The 16,571-nt window shown below is 70.4% G+C and carries 14 protein-coding genes; 9 read left to right on the forward strand and 5 right to left on the reverse strand.

What is annotated here, in order from left to right:
• Window positions 1-9: 9 nt before the first annotated feature.
• Genes ACFJGV_RS01170 through ACFJGV_RS01185 form a run of 4 tightly spaced genes read left to right on the forward strand, consistent with a single transcriptional unit; the run spans window position 10 to window position 5,208 of the window.
• Window positions 10-1,599, forward strand: coding sequence for an ABC transporter substrate-binding protein (locus ACFJGV_RS01170; protein ID WP_378146191.1), 1,590 nt, complete (start codon window positions 10-12; stop codon window positions 1,597-1,599).
• A 5-nt stretch (window positions 1,600-1,604) separates the two neighbouring features.
• On the forward strand, window positions 1,605-2,558 hold the full coding sequence (locus ACFJGV_RS01175; RefSeq protein ID WP_378146193.1) for an ABC transporter permease: 954 nt from the start codon (window positions 1,605-1,607) through the stop codon (window positions 2,556-2,558).
• On the forward strand, window positions 2,558-3,466 hold the full coding sequence (locus tag ACFJGV_RS01180; protein WP_378146195.1) for an ABC transporter permease: 909 nt from the start codon (window positions 2,558-2,560) through the stop codon (window positions 3,464-3,466). The genes ACFJGV_RS01175 and ACFJGV_RS01180 overlap by 1 nt, the downstream gene beginning before the upstream one ends.
• On the forward strand, window positions 3,463-5,208 hold the full coding sequence (locus tag ACFJGV_RS01185; protein ID WP_378146197.1) for a dipeptide ABC transporter ATP-binding protein: 1,746 nt from the start codon (window positions 3,463-3,465) through the stop codon (window positions 5,206-5,208). The genes ACFJGV_RS01180 and ACFJGV_RS01185 overlap by 4 nt, the downstream gene beginning before the upstream one ends.
• Before the next feature lie 132 nt (window positions 5,209-5,340).
• On the opposite strand, the gene ACFJGV_RS01190 is transcribed toward ACFJGV_RS01185, so the two are convergent.
• Complete coding sequence (locus ACFJGV_RS01190; RefSeq protein WP_378146199.1) at window positions 5,341-6,390, reverse strand: LLM class flavin-dependent oxidoreductase; 1,050 nt, start codon at window positions 6,388-6,390, stop codon at window positions 5,341-5,343.
• Complete coding sequence (locus ACFJGV_RS01195) at window positions 6,390-7,682, reverse strand: LLM class flavin-dependent oxidoreductase (RefSeq protein ID WP_378146201.1); 1,293 nt, start codon at window positions 7,680-7,682, stop codon at window positions 6,390-6,392. Before ACFJGV_RS01195 ends, ACFJGV_RS01190 begins: the two co-directional genes overlap by 1 nt.
• Window positions 7,683-7,929: 247 nt before the next feature.
• On the opposite strand from ACFJGV_RS01195, the gene ACFJGV_RS01200 reads away from it, so the two are divergent.
• The 5 genes from ACFJGV_RS01200 (at window position 7,930) to ACFJGV_RS01220 (ending at window position 13,754) form a co-directional block, all read left to right on the forward strand.
• Window positions 7,930-8,949, forward strand: coding sequence for a hypothetical protein (locus ACFJGV_RS01200; RefSeq protein WP_378146202.1), 1,020 nt, complete (start codon window positions 7,930-7,932; stop codon window positions 8,947-8,949).
• Window positions 8,946-10,313 (forward strand): O-acetylhomoserine aminocarboxypropyltransferase/cysteine synthase family protein, encoded by a 1,368-nt coding sequence (locus tag ACFJGV_RS01205; RefSeq protein WP_378146204.1) that lies wholly within the window; start codon window positions 8,946-8,948, stop codon window positions 10,311-10,313. The genes ACFJGV_RS01200 and ACFJGV_RS01205 overlap by 4 nt, the downstream gene beginning before the upstream one ends.
• On the forward strand, window positions 10,310-11,560 hold the full coding sequence (locus ACFJGV_RS01210; protein ID WP_378146206.1) for an acyl-CoA dehydrogenase family protein: 1,251 nt from the start codon (window positions 10,310-10,312) through the stop codon (window positions 11,558-11,560). The genes ACFJGV_RS01205 and ACFJGV_RS01210 overlap by 4 nt, the downstream gene beginning before the upstream one ends.
• A gap of 125 nt (window positions 11,561-11,685) precedes the next feature.
• Window positions 11,686-12,738: a RimK family alpha-L-glutamate ligase gene (locus tag ACFJGV_RS01215; RefSeq protein ID WP_378146207.1), complete on the forward strand. Its 1,053-nt coding sequence runs from the start codon at window positions 11,686-11,688 to the stop codon at window positions 12,736-12,738.
• Window positions 12,735-13,754 (forward strand): LLM class flavin-dependent oxidoreductase, encoded by a 1,020-nt coding sequence (locus ACFJGV_RS01220; RefSeq protein ID WP_378146209.1) that lies wholly within the window; start codon window positions 12,735-12,737, stop codon window positions 13,752-13,754. The genes ACFJGV_RS01215 and ACFJGV_RS01220 overlap by 4 nt, the downstream gene beginning before the upstream one ends.
• Before the next feature lie 85 nt (window positions 13,755-13,839).
• Here ACFJGV_RS01220 and ACFJGV_RS01225 read toward each other — a convergent pair whose 3' ends face one another.
• Genes ACFJGV_RS01225 through ACFJGV_RS01235 form a run of 3 tightly spaced genes read right to left on the reverse strand, consistent with a single transcriptional unit; the run spans window position 13,840 to window position 16,452 of the window.
• On the reverse strand, window positions 13,840-14,499 hold the full coding sequence (locus ACFJGV_RS01225) for a methionine ABC transporter permease (protein WP_378146211.1): 660 nt from the start codon (window positions 14,497-14,499) through the stop codon (window positions 13,840-13,842).
• Window positions 14,499-15,542: a methionine ABC transporter ATP-binding protein gene (locus tag ACFJGV_RS01230; protein ID WP_378146212.1), complete on the reverse strand. Its 1,044-nt coding sequence runs from the start codon at window positions 15,540-15,542 to the stop codon at window positions 14,499-14,501. The genes ACFJGV_RS01225 and ACFJGV_RS01230 overlap by 1 nt, the downstream gene beginning before the upstream one ends.
• Before the next feature lie 4 nt (window positions 15,543-15,546).
• Window positions 15,547-16,452 carry a MetQ/NlpA family ABC transporter substrate-binding protein gene (locus ACFJGV_RS01235; RefSeq protein WP_378146214.1) on the reverse strand — a complete coding sequence of 302 codons (906 nt, stop codon included), beginning with the start codon at window positions 16,450-16,452 and terminating at the stop codon, window positions 15,547-15,549.
• Window positions 16,453-16,571: the final 119 nt, after the last annotated feature.

Below are 16,571 nucleotides of genomic sequence, written 5' to 3' on the forward strand. Positions count from 1 at the left end.
GAACGGCAGATGAGACGAAAGAGGTGGTGGGCGCTCTCCGCGGCGCTCGCGGCGGTGGTGGCCCTCGCGGGCTGCTCCGCTCCTGCATCGGGAACGGACGGCGCGGCCGCCGACGGCGACCCCCAGTACGGCGGCGACCTCGTGGTGGGCCTCTACCTCGAGCCGCTCGCCCTCGACCCGCATCGCCAGGGCTACTGGGAGACCTACCGGGTCAGCCGCAACATGTTCGAGGGCCTGACCAAGGAGGACACCAGCGGAGCGACGAACCCGACGGAGATCCAGCCGTCGCTCGCCACCGACTGGACCACACCCGACGGGGGACGCACCTGGACCTTCACCCTCCGCGAGGGTGTGACGTTCGGCGACGGCAGCCCGTTCGACGCGGAGGCCCTCGACAAGAACGTCCGGCGCATCAGCGACCCGACGTACGAGTTCTACGACGAGAAGAGCGCGAAGTCGCTCTCCGTCTGGTTCTCCACGCTCACGGCCGGCACCGTGGTCGACGACCACACGTACCAGTTCTCCTTCTCGCAGCCGTTCCTCGGCTTCCCGCGCATCCTCGCCCAGTCGATGGCGACCCTCACCATCGGCAACCCGGCGGTGTGGGAGCAGTACGGCAACGACGGGTTCGCCGACCATCCGGACGGCACCGGACCGTACCGGTTCGAGTCGCGCACGGTCGGCGACCGCATCGTGCTGACGAAGAACCCGGACTACTGGGGCGACGAGCCGTACCTGGACTCGCTGACGTTCCGGATCATCCCGAACAACCAGACCAGGCTGGCCGCGCTGATCAGCGGCGAGGTCGACCTCATCAGCTACGTGCAGCCGGAGGACGTGCAGACCCTGGAGAGCCAGGGCTTCCAGGTCCCGGACGGCACCGGATCGTCCCTGCTCTACATCTCGTACAACTTCAAGAACCCCGCCTTCGCGGATGAGCGGGTACGGCAGGCGCTCATCTACGGGCTGGACCGGCAGAAGCTCTCCGACGAGCTGTACAACGGCTACGCGCAGCCGCAGTACTCGTTCGAGCCCCCGGGGAACGAGGCGTTCGACTCCGATGTGCGTGACTTCGAGTACGACCCCGACAAGGCGATCGAGCTGCTGAAGGAGGCGGGCTACGGATCCGGCGACCTCGGTTTCACCATCGTCGTCGACGTGGCCAACCAGAACACGGCCGAGTGGCTGCAGTCGCAGTACAAGGAGATCGGCGTGGACGTCGACATCGTGAGCCTGGACCGCACGAGCTACATCGCCCGCGCGTACAACCCGGAGCCGAACGACGGCCTCAGCCTCGACGAGTACGGCGGCACCTACGCCGAGTGGCTCTACCAGGGCTTCAACGGGCTCACCGGGAAGGGTCTCGACAAGGCGCAGTTCCCCGACATCACGTCGGCCCTCGACGCGGCGCTGTACACCGATGACGCGAATGCGCGGATCGACCTCTGGAAGCAGGCGGAGGAGACGCTCCGGAACGACGCCGTGGTCATCCCGACGGTGAACCTGACTAAGTACTACGCGGTCGGGCCCAACGTCCGCGGCTTCGTCTGGCCGTCGACCAACTGGTACGACCTCACCAAGGTCTGGCTGGCGGACTGACGCCCATGGGTACGCTCAAGCACGTCTCCTGGCGGCTGCTGAACATGCTGCCGGTGCTCCTCGTCGTCTCGGTGCTGACCTTCCTCATCGGCAGGCTCACCCCGGGGGATCCCATCCAGGGACAGTACGCGCGTACCCTCAGCCCGGAGCAGATCGAGGCCCTCAGGCAGGCCTACGGCCTCGATCTGCCCCTGTGGCAGCAGTACCTGAAGTGGATCGTCGACCTGTTCACGGCGGGCGGCGGTCAGTCGATCGTGCAGAACGCCCCGGTGTTCGGGATCCTCTGGCCCAACTTCCTCAACACACTCGTGCTCGCCGCCGCCGCCGTGGTGGTCTGCGCGGTGGCCGGGATCGTGATCGGGGTGGTCGCGGGGATCAACCACCGCGGCGCCCTGGACCGGATCTCGATGCTCGTGGTGCAGGTGGGCAGCAACCTGTCGGTCTACTGGTTCGGGCTCATCCTGATCTGGGTGTTCGCGCTCCAGCTGAAGTGGCTGCCGGTGAGCGGGATGCAGTCAAGGAACGGCGGCGGGTTCTCCGATCTGCTGCTGCACCTCGTGCTGCCCGCGATCTCCGCGGGACTCATCTCGATGCTGGTGCTCGCCCGCTTCACCAGGGTCGGCATCGTGCAGGAGGCCCACTCCGATTACGTGCGCACCTTCGCCTCGCAGGGTGCGGGACGCTGGCGCCTGTACGGCAAGCACATCGGCCGCAACATCCTCCCGCCGGTCGTGAACATCATCGGACTCGAGATCGGGACGCTGATCACGGGGGTCATCTTCGTGGAGAGCGTCTTCAACTGGCCGGGGATCGGCACGCAGCTGCTCAACGCCGTCAACGGCAAGGACTATCCCCTCATCCAGGGCGGGGTCGTGCTCATCGCGCTCTGCTACCTCGTCGTCAACCTCGTCACCGACGTCGCCGTCGACGCTCTCAACCCGCGCCTCAGGAGGCTCTGATGGCAGTCCTTCCCACCTCGACCGGCGACGCGCTGACCTCGCTCCGCGGGCCCGCCCGCCGACGACGCGGGCGCCGGAACCGGGGTCGCCTCAACGCGCAGGTCGTGGTCGCGCTCGCGATCATCGCCGTGCTGGTCCTCGTCGCCCTCCTCGCGCCTCTGCTGGCGCCGTACGACCCGGAGAACGGCGACGCCGCCCTGAAGTACCTCCCGCTCGGGGCCCCCGGTCATCCGCTCGGCACCGACGAGCAGGGCCGCGACATCCTGTCGCGTCTGATCTGGGGCGGCCGCACCTCTCTCCTGGTCGCGATCCTGGCGGTGGCGGCCTCGACCTTCGCGGGCAGCGTCCTCGCCCTGATCGCGGGGTTCTCCGGCGATCGCGTGGCCGGGATCATCATGCGCACGATCGACGTCATGTTCGCCTTCCCCGTCATCATCGCCGCGCTCGCCTTCGCGATCATCCTCGGCCCGGGCATCGGCGTGGTCGTGCTGGCCATCGCCTTCCTCGCGACACCGTACGTCACCCGCGTGATCTTCGCGGAGGTGAAGCGGCACCGTGGGCGGGAGTATGTCGAGGCCGCCGTCTCGCTCGGCGCGGGCTTCTGGTCGATCCTGTTCCGCGAGGTGCTCCCCAACGTGGCCGGCCAGATCGTGGTGTACGCCACCGGCCTCGTCGGCGGCATGGTCGTGTTCTCGTCGAGCCTGAGCGCGCTGGGGATCGGCGTCCAGCCGCCCGCCGCCGACTGGGGCCGGATGATCTCCGAGGGCGCGAAGGTGATCATCTCCGGCAACGTCGTGCCGGCCCTGCTCCCCGGCCTCGCCGTGCTCGTCGTGGCGCTGGCCTTCAACTGGCTCGGAGACGGGCTCAACGACCTGTTCGATCCGCACAAGAGGAGGTCGCGCTCGTGACCGATGTCATCGTCGAGGACCTGCCCGTCGTGGACGGCCCGGGTCCGGGAAGGCCCGCGCTGGAGATCAGCGACCTGGTGGTCGAGTTCGGGGCCGGGCAGGACGCCCGCCGGGTGGTGGACGGGGTGTCCCTCCGCATCCTGCCGGGTGAGACGTTCGCGCTGGTGGGGGAGTCGGGTTCGGGCAAGAGCATCACCGCCTCATCGATCCTCGGCCTGCTGCCCGACGACGCGGTCGTCGCGGGCGGGTCGATCCGGCTGGCGGGCGACGAGGTCGCCGGACTGAGCGAGGCGCGCCTTCGGTCGTTCCGCGGTCGGCGTGCGGGGATGGTGTTCCAGAACCCGCTGTCGTCGCTCGATCCGTCCTTCCGTGTGGGCAATCAGGTCCGCGAGGTGGTGCACCTGCACCGACCGGATGCCGGGCGTCGCGAGCAGGAGGCCGTGGCGCGCGAGTGGCTCGAGCGAGTGGGCATCCGCGATCCGGAGCGCGTGCTGGCGTCGTACCCGCACGAGCTGAGCGGTGGGATGCGGCAGCGCGTGATGATCGCGATCGCCATGCTCTCCGGGCCCGATCTGCTCATCGCCGATGAGCCGACGACGGCCCTCGACGCGGTGGTGCAGAAGCAGATCCTCGATCTGCTGAGGAACGTCGTCGCCGAGAGCGGGGCGTCGCTGCTGATCATCACGCACGACTTCGGTGTGGTCTCCTACCTCGCCGACCGGGTCGCCGTCATGAAGGACGGTCGCATCGTCGAGCAAGGACCGCGGGACGACGTCCTCGACCGCCCGCAGGACGAGTACACGCGGAGGCTCATCGACGCCGTGCCCGCGATCGGAGCGCGCTTCGCGCTCGAGGCGGAGGGCCTGCCCCGGCGGCTGCGGCGGAGCGCGGCTCAGGGGGAGCCGGCCGTGCTCCCGCCCGCCCTGCCGGAGACCGCGGGGCACCGGGCCGAGACGGTCACGCTGCGGGCCGACGCGGTCGGCAAGGAATTCGTCGTCGGCGGCCTCGGCACAGGCCGGCCGCGCAGGAGCTTCCGCGCGGTCGACGACGTCTCGCTCGAGATCCGCCGCGGCGAGGTGTTCGGGCTGATCGGGGAGTCGGGGTCGGGCAAGTCGACGTTCGGACGGCTCGCGGGCGGGCTCGTCGCCGCCAGCGAGGGGACGATCGCGGTGCACGACGTCGACATCACGCGGCTGGCGGGACGGGCGCTCCGGGCGCAGCGTCCGCGCATCCAGTACGTCTTCCAGGACGCCACGGCGTCGCTCAACCCGCGGATCCGCGTGGGCGAGCAGATCATCCGCCCGCTGCTGCGGTTCGGCAAGGCCGCGAGCGCTGCCGACGCCCGAGCCAGGACGAAAGACGTGGCCGAGCTCGTCGGGCTCGGCGACGAGCACCTCGCACGGTATCCGCACGAGCTGTCGGGCGGTCAGCGTCAGCGCATCGGGATCGCCAGAGCGCTCGCGCTCGAGCCCGAACTGCTGATCCTGGACGAGCCGACCTCGGCTCTCGACGTCTCGACGCAGGCCACCATCATCGATCTCCTCCTCGACCTCCGCGACCGGCTCGATCTGACGTACCTCTTCATCGGGCACAACCTGGCGATCATCGAGTTCGTCTGCGACCGGATCGGCGTGCTCGAGCAGGGCAGGCTGGTCGACGTCTTCGATGCCCACGAGCTGTTCTCGGCCGACCGTTCCCCTGTGACGCGCGACCTGCTCGCGGCGATCCTCCCGCCCCGCTGAGCGCGCATCCCGCCCAGACCTGCGTCGAACGGCGAGAAGACGCCCTCCCGCGCGTTGCGGAGGGGCGTGTTCTCGCCGTTCGATGAGGGAGGACTGCGGGGTCGGGAGCGGGCGAGGAGGGAGCGGGCTCGCTCAGACCAGGGCAGGCGCGGCGGGGGACCAGCCGAGCGCGGGGGCGATCGTGGTGACGAGGGCGTCGATGGTGGAGCGCGCATGGGCTGCGTCGAAGGTGTCGTGGTACGACGAGTTGGCGACCAGGTGCGTGGCATGGTCGCGCAGCACGGGATCGCGGCGGGCGTCGTCGACGACATCGTCAGGGGACCCGAAGAGCGCCACACGCTCCAGGTACTCCCGCGGCGTGACGCCGGCGAGGCTCGGGTCGCCGCTCTGCGCCGCGCGCTCGCCGAGGAAGCCCAGCCGTGCGGCGAGCGTCGGACGCAGCCTGGCGGCGACGTCGTCGCGGCTGTCGCCGACGTAGAGGAAGCGGAACGCCCCGACTCGAGGCTCGCTCGCTGGATGCACCCGGCGGAGCTCCTCGACGTAGGCCGCCGACTTCGGATGCTGACCGCTGCCGGCGGGATCGAAGAACGCGCCGAGCTGGATGCCGTGGTCCCTGCGCGCGGCGGTGCGGGCCCGCTCGTCGCTGGTGACGCCTTCCCAGACGCGACGCGACAGGCCGGGGACATGGGGCTGGATCCTGGGGGATCCGACAGCCGCGAGGGGCTCGCCGCGGAGGGCCGTGTCGAGCCGCGCGATCCGTTCGTCGTAGAGCGCGTGCCTCCGATCGGAGTCGAGGCCGAAGGCCGCGAACCCGGGGAGGTTCGCGCCGCCGGTGCCGACTCCGAGGTGCACGCGGCCGCCCGACAGCACGTCGAGCACCCCCGCGTCCTCGGCCAAACGGATCGGATCCTCGAGGGGGAGCGTCACGATGCCCGTCCCGAGGGCGATCCTGCTGGTCTCCCTGGCCACCGCGGCGAGCAGCACCAGGGGCGACGGGATCGGACCGGGCGTGACGTCGAAGTGGTGCTGTCCGATCCAGACGCTGTCGATGCCCGCCCGCTCGGCGTAGCGGATGGTGTCGATCACGTCGTCGAAGAGGGCCGCGGTGGCGGCGACGCTGCGGTCGGCGAGACCCAGGTTGAACGCGATCCCCAGCCCCGCCAGGCCGGTCAGAGCGACCATCAGCGGAGGACGGGCGTGGCGGACGACGCGGCGAAGTGCCCTCGCAGCGTCTCGGTCTCGTAGTCGTAGCGGAACAGCCCCCGCTCGCGCAGCAGCGGCACGACCTCGTCGGAGATGACCTCGAGCCCGTCGATCAGCCGATCGGGCTGCAGGTTGAACCCGTCGACCGCGCCCGCCAGGAACCAGTGCTCGATCCGGTCGACGAGCTGCTCGGGCGTGCCGACGAAGCCGCCGTGCCCCGAGCCCGAGTAGCGGGTCTCGCGCAGGTACTCGCGGACGGTCGGCTGGGTCTGGCGGATGCGCTCGAAGATCGACTGGCGGAACCCGATGCTGCCGCGGAACGCGGTGGTGTCGAGCGGACCCTCCAGCAGCTCCTTCGGGAACCGCTCGTCGAGCGGGAGGGTGGAGACGTCGAAGCCGATCGCCTGCGACAGCCACTGCGTGGAGTAGCTCGCCGGTCCGAGGTCGTGCAGCTCGTCGCTGCGTCGGCGCGCCTCCTCCTCGGTGCTTCCGAGCGTGAGCAGGAGTCCGGGGAGGATCTTCACCTCATCGGGCGAGCGGCCGAAGTCGATCGCGTTCTGCTTCACCTCCCGGTAGTGCTCGAGGGCGCTCTCGAGCGTCAGCTCCGCGGCGAACACACCCTCGCCGACGCGGCCGGCGAGCGCGCGTCCCTGCGGCGATCCGCCGGCCTGGAACAGCACCGGCCGGCCCTGCTTCGAGGGCGGCACGCTGAGCCGGCCCTCGAGGTCGAAGAAGCGCCCGTGATGGGAGACGTCACGGCCCGACGCGGCGGAGTCCCACAGGTCGATCACGAGGTCGACGAACTCCGAGGCGCGGTCGTAGCGCTCCTCACGGCCCAGCACATCCGTCAGCCCGAAGTTGTTCGCCGAACCCTGGTCGCGGGAGGTGACGACGTTCCACGCCGCGCGGCCGCCGGACACGAGGTCGAAGCTGAGGAGCCGTTCCGCCAGCTCATAGGGATCGTTGAACGTGGTCGACGCCGTCGCGACCAGGCCCACCCGGCTGGTCGACTGCGCGACCCACGACCAGGCGATCGTCGGGTCCAGGCGCGGCGCGTTGCCGTCATAGGTCGGATCGCCGAGCTGTGAGCCGTCGGCCAGGAAGATCGCGTCGAGAGTGCCCCGCTCGGCCAGCTCGCCGATCCGCCGCCAGTAGGCGGGCTCGACCGGCGAGAGCGGTGCCAGGAGGTCGGTCTGCCATGCCGCCGGGAGGTACCCCAGCGTCAGCACGTTGATCCCGAGGATCACGTGCCCGTCGCGCGCGTCAGTCATGTCGTCTCCTTCGTCTGGCCGCCCGTGCGGTCGTCCTTCGATCTCCTCGAGGAGCGGGCCGTCCGGGTGCTCCTCCTCGTCACGCCCGACGCTAGGGCGACCTCGTGGCTCTCGCGGCCGGGGCGACACACTGCTCAACACAGGCCGCGAAGGGGCGCATGTGTGACGCCGTGTGACCGCGACCGGTCGGGAGGCTCCAGGCGGTTCCTAGCGTGGCGGGGAACGCAACGATCGAAGGAGTACTCGCATGGGAACGCAGCGACGACCGCGGTTCGCCGTCGGACTGGCCGGAACGCACCTCGTGCAGCTGATCGCCGCCCCCGACGCGCTCGGGCGGCTCGACCGGCTCGGTGCCGCCTTCCTGGCGCTCGGCACCGACCGCGTGCTGGGGGAGCCCGGCCGCACGACCCTCGATCCGAGCATCGCCGCGGCGGCGCTCGCGGCGGGGACGACGACCCCCCTCCTCCTGGCCGCGGCGCCCCAGCGCGACCACCCGTACAACCTCGCGCGCAGGGTCGCCTCGATCGACCACCTGTCCGCGGGACGCGCGGGGGTGCTGCTCGCCGAGCGCGACACGTCGGCACCGCTCGACGCACCAGGCCGCGAGGCCTGGGGTGGTGCCCGCCTCTCGGGCGGTGCACCGCTCCGGCCCGAGACCACGCGGGACGTCGCCCTCGTCCTCCGGGCGCTCTGGCAGAGCTTCCCGATCGACGCCATCGTCGCGGACCGCGAGACCAGGGTCTATGCGGACGCCGATCGGATCGTGCACATCGATCATCACGGCGTCTTCGACGTCGCGGGCCCGCTGACCATCCCGACCACACCGCAGGGCTCGCCCGTCCTCGGCTGGTACGTCCGCAGTGCCGCAGAAGCGGCCGCCGCGGAGGGTGTCGCCGAGCTCGTGGTGGGCACTGCCGACCTCGTCTCCGCGGATGCGGGCCCCGCCGTCTACCGCCCCGTGTCGGTCGAGGCGAGCCCGGACCTCGGCAGCCCGGAGCTGGACGGCCCGCATCTCGACGGCCCGGACCTCGGCAGCCCGGAGCTGGACGGCCCGCATCTCGACGGGGGTCACCTCCTGCTCGTCGCCGATCCCGCGACGCCGCTCGACCGGGTGATCGAGACCGCACGGCGACTCGTCGACCGCGGCGTGGTCGAACCCTCGACGGGACGCACGCTGCGCGAGAGGACCGGTCTCGGCGCCCCTCCCGTGGTGCTCGAGGGAGCCAGAGCGGCCTTCGCCCGCGCGGCGGAGAGGGTGGCCTCGTGAGCGAGGTCTGGCCCCCGCACTACGACTGGGACGGATTCGGCTTCGACACCCGCCAGGTGCACGCCGGCGAGCAGCCGGAGCCCGGCTACGGGTCGCGGGTGACGCCCATCCACCTCGCCAACGCGTTCCGGTTCGAGTCGTTCGACCAGACCCACGGACGCTTCGCCGGCACGGAGGAAGGACAGCTCTACTCCCGCCACCTCAATCCCACCAACGCGGTCGCGGAGCGTCGTATCGCGTCGCTCGAGGGCGGCGCCGGAGCGGTGGTGGTGGGATCGGGTACCGCCGCGATCTCGACGACGCTGATCGCCCTGCTCGAGGCGGGCGACCGCTTCGTGTCGACGGCCAGCATCTACAGCGGGACCCAGATCCTGTTCGACCGGGCCCTGAAGCGGCTCGGGATCGGCGTCGACTACGTCCACGACTGGCGCGACCCCGCCGCGTGGGAGGCGGCGATCGGGCCGTCGACGAAGGCGGTGTTCACCGAGACGATCCCCAACCCCAAGAACGACATCGTCGACATCGAGCTCGTCGCCGGGATCGCGGCCGACGCCGGCATCCCGCTCGTGGTCGACAACACCGTGGCGACCCCGTACCTCATCCGGCCGATCGAGCTCGGCGCGAGCATCGTCGTGCACTCCTCGACCAAGTTCCTCTCCGGGCACGGCGCGGGCATCTCGGGCGCCGTCGTCGACGGTGGCACGTTCGACTGGCGGGGCAGCCCTCGCCGGTTTCCGCTGCTCACCGACCCGCAATCACCCGGCGCACCGTCGTTCCTCGATCGCCTCGGCCCCCGGCATGCGTTCGAGGGCTACCTGCGGCTGACCGCGGTGAACGACCTCGGGCCGGCGCTGTCGCCGTTCACCGGGTTCCTCCTGCAGCAGGGCATCGAGACGCTCTCGCTGCGGATGGAGCGCCACCTCGACAACGCCGTCACGATCGCACGGTGGCTGGAGGACCAGCGCGAGGTGGAGAGCGTCGACTTCGCCGGCCTGCCAGGACATCCCGACCACGCGCTCGCGGAGCGGCTCTACGGCGGTCGCACGGGATCCGTCTTCGCCTTCACTGTCGCCGGGGGTCTCGAGGGCGCCCGCGTCCTCATCGACCGGCTTCAGGTGTTCTCCCGGATGACGAACATCGGCGACACCCGTTCGATGGCCATCCACCCCGGCACCACCACCCACCTCTCGTTCGGAGACGAGCGCCGTGCCCGACTGGGGATCCATCCGGGACTCATCCGGCTCTCGATCGGCATCGAGACCGTCGACGACCTGATCACCGACCTCCGCCACGGCCTCGACGCCGTCGCGGCGGCCGGCTTCACCACGACCGAGGACCGCGTCCTCGTAGGAGGACACCGATGACGACGACGACGATCAGCCAGGATCTCCTGGCCCCGCCCACCGCGGATGACGCCGAGCTCGCGGCCCGGTTCGCCCCGCTGTTCGAGGAGATCGCCGCGGGCAACCTCGATCGGGAGAGGGAGCGAGCGTTCGGATACGACGAGGTGCGTCGCCTCGTCGCCGCCGGTCTCGGTCGTGTCCGCGTGCCCGAGGCGCTCGGCGGCGGGGGAGCGTCACTGCGGCAGACCTTCCAGCTGCTCACCGACCTGGGAGCGGCGGATCCGAACATCGCGCACGTCTTCCGCAACCACCTCGCCTTCGTCGAGGACCGCCTGAACGCGCCGCCGTCACCGGCCAACGACCTCTGGCTCGAGCGCATCCTGGCCGGGGAGTTCGTCGGCGGGGGATGGACCGAGGCCAACAACGGCTCCTTCGGCGACCTCAAGACCGTGCTGACGCCGGAGGGCGACGGCTGGCGGCTCTCCGGTGCGAAGTTCTACGCCACGGGCAGCCTCTACGCCGACTGGCTCGACGTGCTCGGCCGCACGGAGCAGGGTCGTCTCATCACCGCCCTCGTGCGTCGCGATCAGCCCGGGGTCGAGCTCGTCGACGACTGGCGCGGATTCGGCCAGCAGACGACCGCCAGCGGGAGCGCCAACTACCGGAACGCCCGTGTCGAGGACGTCGACGTGTTCGAGGCGGGCGATCGCTTCAGCTACCAGAACCTCTTCTACCAGACCTCGCTCCTGGCCATCCTCGCCGGGATCGCCAAGGCGGTCCAGCGCGACGGGATCGCAGCGCTGAAGGCCAGGGCGCGCACCTACTCGCACGGGCTGGCCGGCACCGCGGCGGACGACCCCCAGCTCCTGCAGGTCATCGGCAGGATCTCCGCTCTCGCGTTCTCGGCGGAGGCCGCGGTGCAGCGCTCCAGCGCGACCCTCGACCCCATCGCCGCCGCCCACGCGCGCGGGGACGCGGAGGCGGAGCACCGGGCGCTCGTCGCCGCCACCGTCGAGACGACGCAGGCTCAGGTGGCGATCATCGAGGCCACGCTGACGGCCACGACGATCGTGTTCGACGCCCTGGGATCGTCGGGGGTGTCGAAGGACCTCGCCCTGGATCGGCACTGGCGCAACGCCCGCACTCTCGCCTCGCACAATCCGCGCGTCTACAAGGAGCGCATACTGGGAGACTGGTTCGTGCGGGGCACGGACCCCACCGACGTCTACGGCGAGCTGCGCGCGAGCGCGGGTGGCCAAAGCGCGTGACGGACACAAAGCGCGTGACGGACACAAAGCGCGTGACGGACACAGAGCGCGCGACGGACACGGTGCGCGTGACGAACACAGAGCGCGTGACGGACACGGTGCGCACGAACGGAAGGGACATCGCGGTGGCTGAGCCTCGCATCCACATCCTCCACGAGAACGACGACTGGCTGCCGCCGCTGCGCGCGGCGCTCGAGAGCGCCGGTGTCCCGTACGAGGAGTGGCGGCTCGACGGCGGGTCGATCGACCTCGCGTCCATCCCGCCTGAGGGCGTGTTCTGGTCGAGGCTCAGCGCGTCGTCGCACACCCGCGACCACGAGCACGCGAAGGAGTACGCGCGCGCCGTGTACCGCTGGCTGGAGTCGCACGGCCGTCGTGTGGTGAACGGGAGCCGCGTCGTCGAGCTCGAGGTGAGCAAGGTGGCGCAGTACGCGGCACTCGCCGCGGCCGGGTTCGACGTGCCCCGCACCATCGCCGTCTTCGGCTCGGCCGATCTCGTCGCTCGCGCGCGTGAGCTTCCCGTGCCCTTCATCACCAAGCACAACCAGGGCGGGAAGGGGCTCGGCGTCCGTCGCTTCGACTCGTACGAGGAGTTCGACGCCTACGTCGCGAGCGACGACTTCGAGCAGCCCGTCGACGGGATCACGCTCCTCCAGGAGTACGTGCAGACCGCGGCCCCCTTCGTGACGCGTGCCGAGTTCGTCGGCGGCGAGCTCGTCTACGCCGTCCGGGTCGACACCTCCGCGGGGACGTTCGAGCTCTGCCCGGCGGAGGCGTGCGCGGTGCCGGCCCAGGAGGGGACGGCGCCATCCGGCGCGGTCGCCCTGGCCGGGCTGATCGACGGCCCCGTCGCCCCCGTGCTCGTGCAGGGGTTCGCGACGGCGGCCTGCGACGTCCCGGGTGCAGGCGAGTCGTCGCTGTTCACGGTCAGGGACGACGTGGGCGCCGCCGACCCGTTCATCGTGCGGCTTGGTGCGTTCCTCGCCGCCCAGGGCGTGGAGGTCGCGGGCGTGGAGTACTTCGAGACCGCCGACGGGCGGCTGGTGCCCTACGACATCAACACGAACACCAACTACAGCCCCGACGTCGAGGCCGCGACCGGCGCCGTCGGCGCGGGCGCCGTGGCCGACTACCTCGGTCGCGCGCTGGCCGCGGACTACGCGGCGGTGACCGCATGAGGTTCGGCTACTGGACGCCCGTCTTCGGCGGCTGGCTGCGCAACGTCGACGACGAGGAGACGCCGCTCACCTTCGAGCACATCGCGGAGATCTCGCGCACCGCGGACGAGGTCGGCTTCGACGTGACCCTCATCCCCGAGCTCAACCTCAACGACATCAAGGGTCTCGACGGACCGACGTTCGACGCGTGGGCGACGACGGCCGCCGTGGCCGCGGTGACGAGCCGGATCGAGATCATGACGGCCCTCCGGCCGAGCTTCCACCCGCCAGCCCTGACCGCGAAGCAGGCCGCGACCATCCAGGCGATCGCGAACGGGCGCTTCACCCTCAACGTCGTGTCGGCGTGGTGGGAGGAGGAGGCCCGGCAGTACGGCGTGACCTTCCAGGAGCACGACGACCGGTACGCCGTGAGCACCGAGTACGTCGAGGTGCTCCGCGGCCTCTGGTCGGAGACCCCGTACTCCCATGCGGGCAGCTCCTTCCAGCTGACGGAGACCTACCTCGAGCCGAAACCATCGGTACAGCCCCTCATCTACGCGGGCGGCGAGAGCGAAGCCGGCCGCACGGCGATCTCGTCCTTCGCGGATGCGTACCTCACCCACGGTGGGACCGTCGACGAGCTGCGAGTGAAGATCGACGACATGCGCCGTCGCCGCGCGGAGGCCGGCCGCGAGCCGTTCGAGCACTTCGGCATGGCCGCGTACGCGATCGTGCGCGACACCGAGGAGGAGGCTCAGGCGGAGCTCGACCGCATCACGAACGTGCGCGAGGGCGCGGCGTACGAGTCGTACCAGCAGTTCGTCAGCCGCTCCCACCTCGACACGGCCGTGAGCCTCCGCGACTACTCCGTCTCCAACCGCGGACTCCGTCCCGAGCTCATCGGCACCCCCGAGCAGGTCGCGGCCCGCATCCGCGAGTTCGAGGCCGTCGGCGTCGACACCCTGCTGCTCCAGTTCTCGCCCTCTCTCTCCGAGCTGCAGCGCTTCGCCCGCGACGTCATCCCCAGGCTGCGCTAGCCCAAGCCACCGCCGAACGGCGAGAAGGCGCCCCTCCCACGTGCGGGAGAGGGCGCCTACTCGCCGCTCGGCGTCGGGCACGCTCTCATCGGCGGAGGGCGGTGCGGGCGAGGCGGTTGCCGACGAGCTGCACGAGCTGGACGAGCAGGATGATGACGAGGACGGCGGCCCAGGTCACAGCGGGTTCGAACTGGCGGTAGCCGTACTGGATCGCGAAGGTGCCGAGGCCGCCGCCCCCGACGTAGCCGGCGACGGCCGACATGTCGACCAGGGCCACGAAGACGAACGTGTATCCCAGGATCAGCGGACCGAGCGCCTCCGGCACGACCAGGGTGGCCAGGATGCGCATCCGTCCGGCTCCCATCGAGCGGGCGGCCTCGATCACGCCGGGCTGCACGGTGAGGAGGTTCTGCTCGACGATCCTGCTGATGCCGAAGGCCGCGGCGAGCGAGAGCGTGAAGATGATCGCCGTGTTCCCGATGCCGGTCCCGACCACGAGCCGCGCGAGGGGCTGGGCCGCGGCGAGGAAGATGATGAACGGGATGGGCCGGAAGATGTTGACCAGGACGTTCAGCACCGCCGACACGACCCGGTGGGCGTAGAGGTTGCCCGCGCGGGTGACGTACAGGGCCATCCCGAGGACGAGTCCTCCGACCCCGCCGAAGAGGAGGCTCAGACCCACGATGAACAGCGTCTCGTAGGTCGCCTCCCACAGCTGGGGGAGGAGCCGGATGAGGTCGTCCATCACGCACCTCCCGCCCGGCCGGGTTCGGTTACGTCCGTCGTCTCGCGGATGCGTGCGAGAGCCGCGTCGATGGCCGCGTCCGGTGCGGTGAGTGCGAGCGTGAGGTGACCGAACGCCCTTCCTCGGATGTCGTTGATCCCGCCGTAGACCAGCTCGAAGCCGACCCCGGCCTCGGCCAGCACGACGAACACGGACGCCTGCGACTGCGTGCCGTCCCGGAACGAGAACGTCACGATCCGGCCCGGGTGCCGCTCCCGCAGCACGGCGAGCTCCACGGGCGAGGGAACCCCTCTCACGACCGTCGACACGAAGCGCTCGGAGGCGATCTCCCGAGGCCGGGAGAACACGTCGAACACGTCCCCGTGCTCGACCACCCGCCCGCCGTCCATCACCGCGACCTTCGTGGCGAGGCTCTGGATCACGTCCATCTCATGGGTGATGACCAGGATGGTCACGCCGAACTCCTCGTTCACCCGGCGCAGCAGCGCGAGCACCTCCTGGGTGGTGTCGGGGTCGAGGGCGCTCGTGGCCTCGTCGGCGAGCAGGATGCGGGGGCTCGTCGCGAGCGCTCGCGCGATGCCCACCCTCTGCTTCTGCCCGCCGGAGAGCTGCTCGGGGTAGGCGTCGGCCCTGTCGGAGAGGCCGACGAACGACAGCAGCTCGTCGACCCGGGCAGCGATCTCGCGGGCCGGGCGCCGGGCGACGTGCAGCGGATACGCGACGTTGCCACGGACGGTGCGGGAGGAGAACAGGTTGAACTGCTGGAAGATCATCCCGATGCCGAGTCTCAGCCTGCGCAGCTCCCGTTCGGGCAGCGACGTGATGTCCTTCCCGTCGAGGAGGATGCGGCCGGACGTCGCCTTTTCCAGGGCGTTGACGAGACGGACCAGGGTGCTCTTGCCTGCACCGGAGTAGCCGATGATGCCGTACACGTCGCCCTGCTCGATCTCGAGCGAGACGTCGTCGACGGCGACGAGCGGTACCCCGCCCCGGGTGGGGGCGGGGTACCGCTTCGTCACGTTCTCGAGCGTGATCAGTGCCATCCGGTCAGCCCTGGTGGGCTTCGGTGTCGGCCTCGACCTTCTCGAGCGACGACCGCAGATCGTCGACGGGGGTCTTGAGGAAGACGGCGGTGCCTCCCGACGCCTTCTGGACGCCGTCGAGCACGGATTGGGTGTCCTGGTAGATCTCGACCAGCTTCTGGTAGGTCGGGTTGTCCGCATCCTCCGCTCGCGCGGCGAAGACGTTCACGTACGGCAGGGCGTTGGGGTCGGACGGGTCGTCCTTGGCGATGGCGTCCGATGCGGTGAGCCCCGCATCCTCGACGAAGTCGTTGTTGATGATCGCGGCGGCCACATCCGGGAGCGACGTCGGGGTCAGCGACGCCTCGAGCGTCGTGACCTTCACCTTCGAGCCCGCCTCGTCGATGTCGTCGAGGCTGGCGAAGATGCTGCCGCCGTCCTTGAGCTTCACGAGACCCGCCGACTGGAGGACGAGGAGACCGCGGGCCAGGTTCGACTCGTCGTTCGGCACCGCGACGGTCTCTCCGGCGGGGATGTCGCCCACCGAGTCGTACTTCGTCGAGTACAGGCCGAGCGGGTAGATGGCCGTCGCGCCGATCGGCACGAGGTCGGACCCGCTGGAGACGTTGTACTGAGACAGGTAGACGATGTGCTGGAACTGGTTGAGGTCAAGCTCGCCCTCGCTGAGCGCCGGGTTGGGCTGGGCGTAATCGGAGAAGTCGACGATGTCCACGGCGATGCCCGCGTCGACCGCGGCCTGCTTGTACGTCTCCCAGTACGGGTCGCTGGCCCCGACGACGCCGATCTTCACCGGCTCGCTCGAGTCTGCGGAGCCCGTGCCGCCCGCGCCGCTCGAACCGGCGCAGCCCGCGAGGACGGCGAGCAGGGGGAGTGCCGCTGCGGCGGCGAGGAGCTTGGTCCTGATGGTCATGGTGCATTCCTTCCGTGGTGCATCGACGACCGTACGAGGGCGGATGGGGACGGGAGACCCTGCAGGTAAGCGGAGGTAACAGTGTCCGGAGTTGGGCCCGGGATTGGCTACCGTTGTAG

It is taken from the genome of Cnuibacter sp. UC19_7 (assembly GCF_042699995.1).
Taxonomy (GTDB): domain Bacteria; phylum Actinomycetota; class Actinomycetes; order Actinomycetales; family Microbacteriaceae; genus Cnuibacter.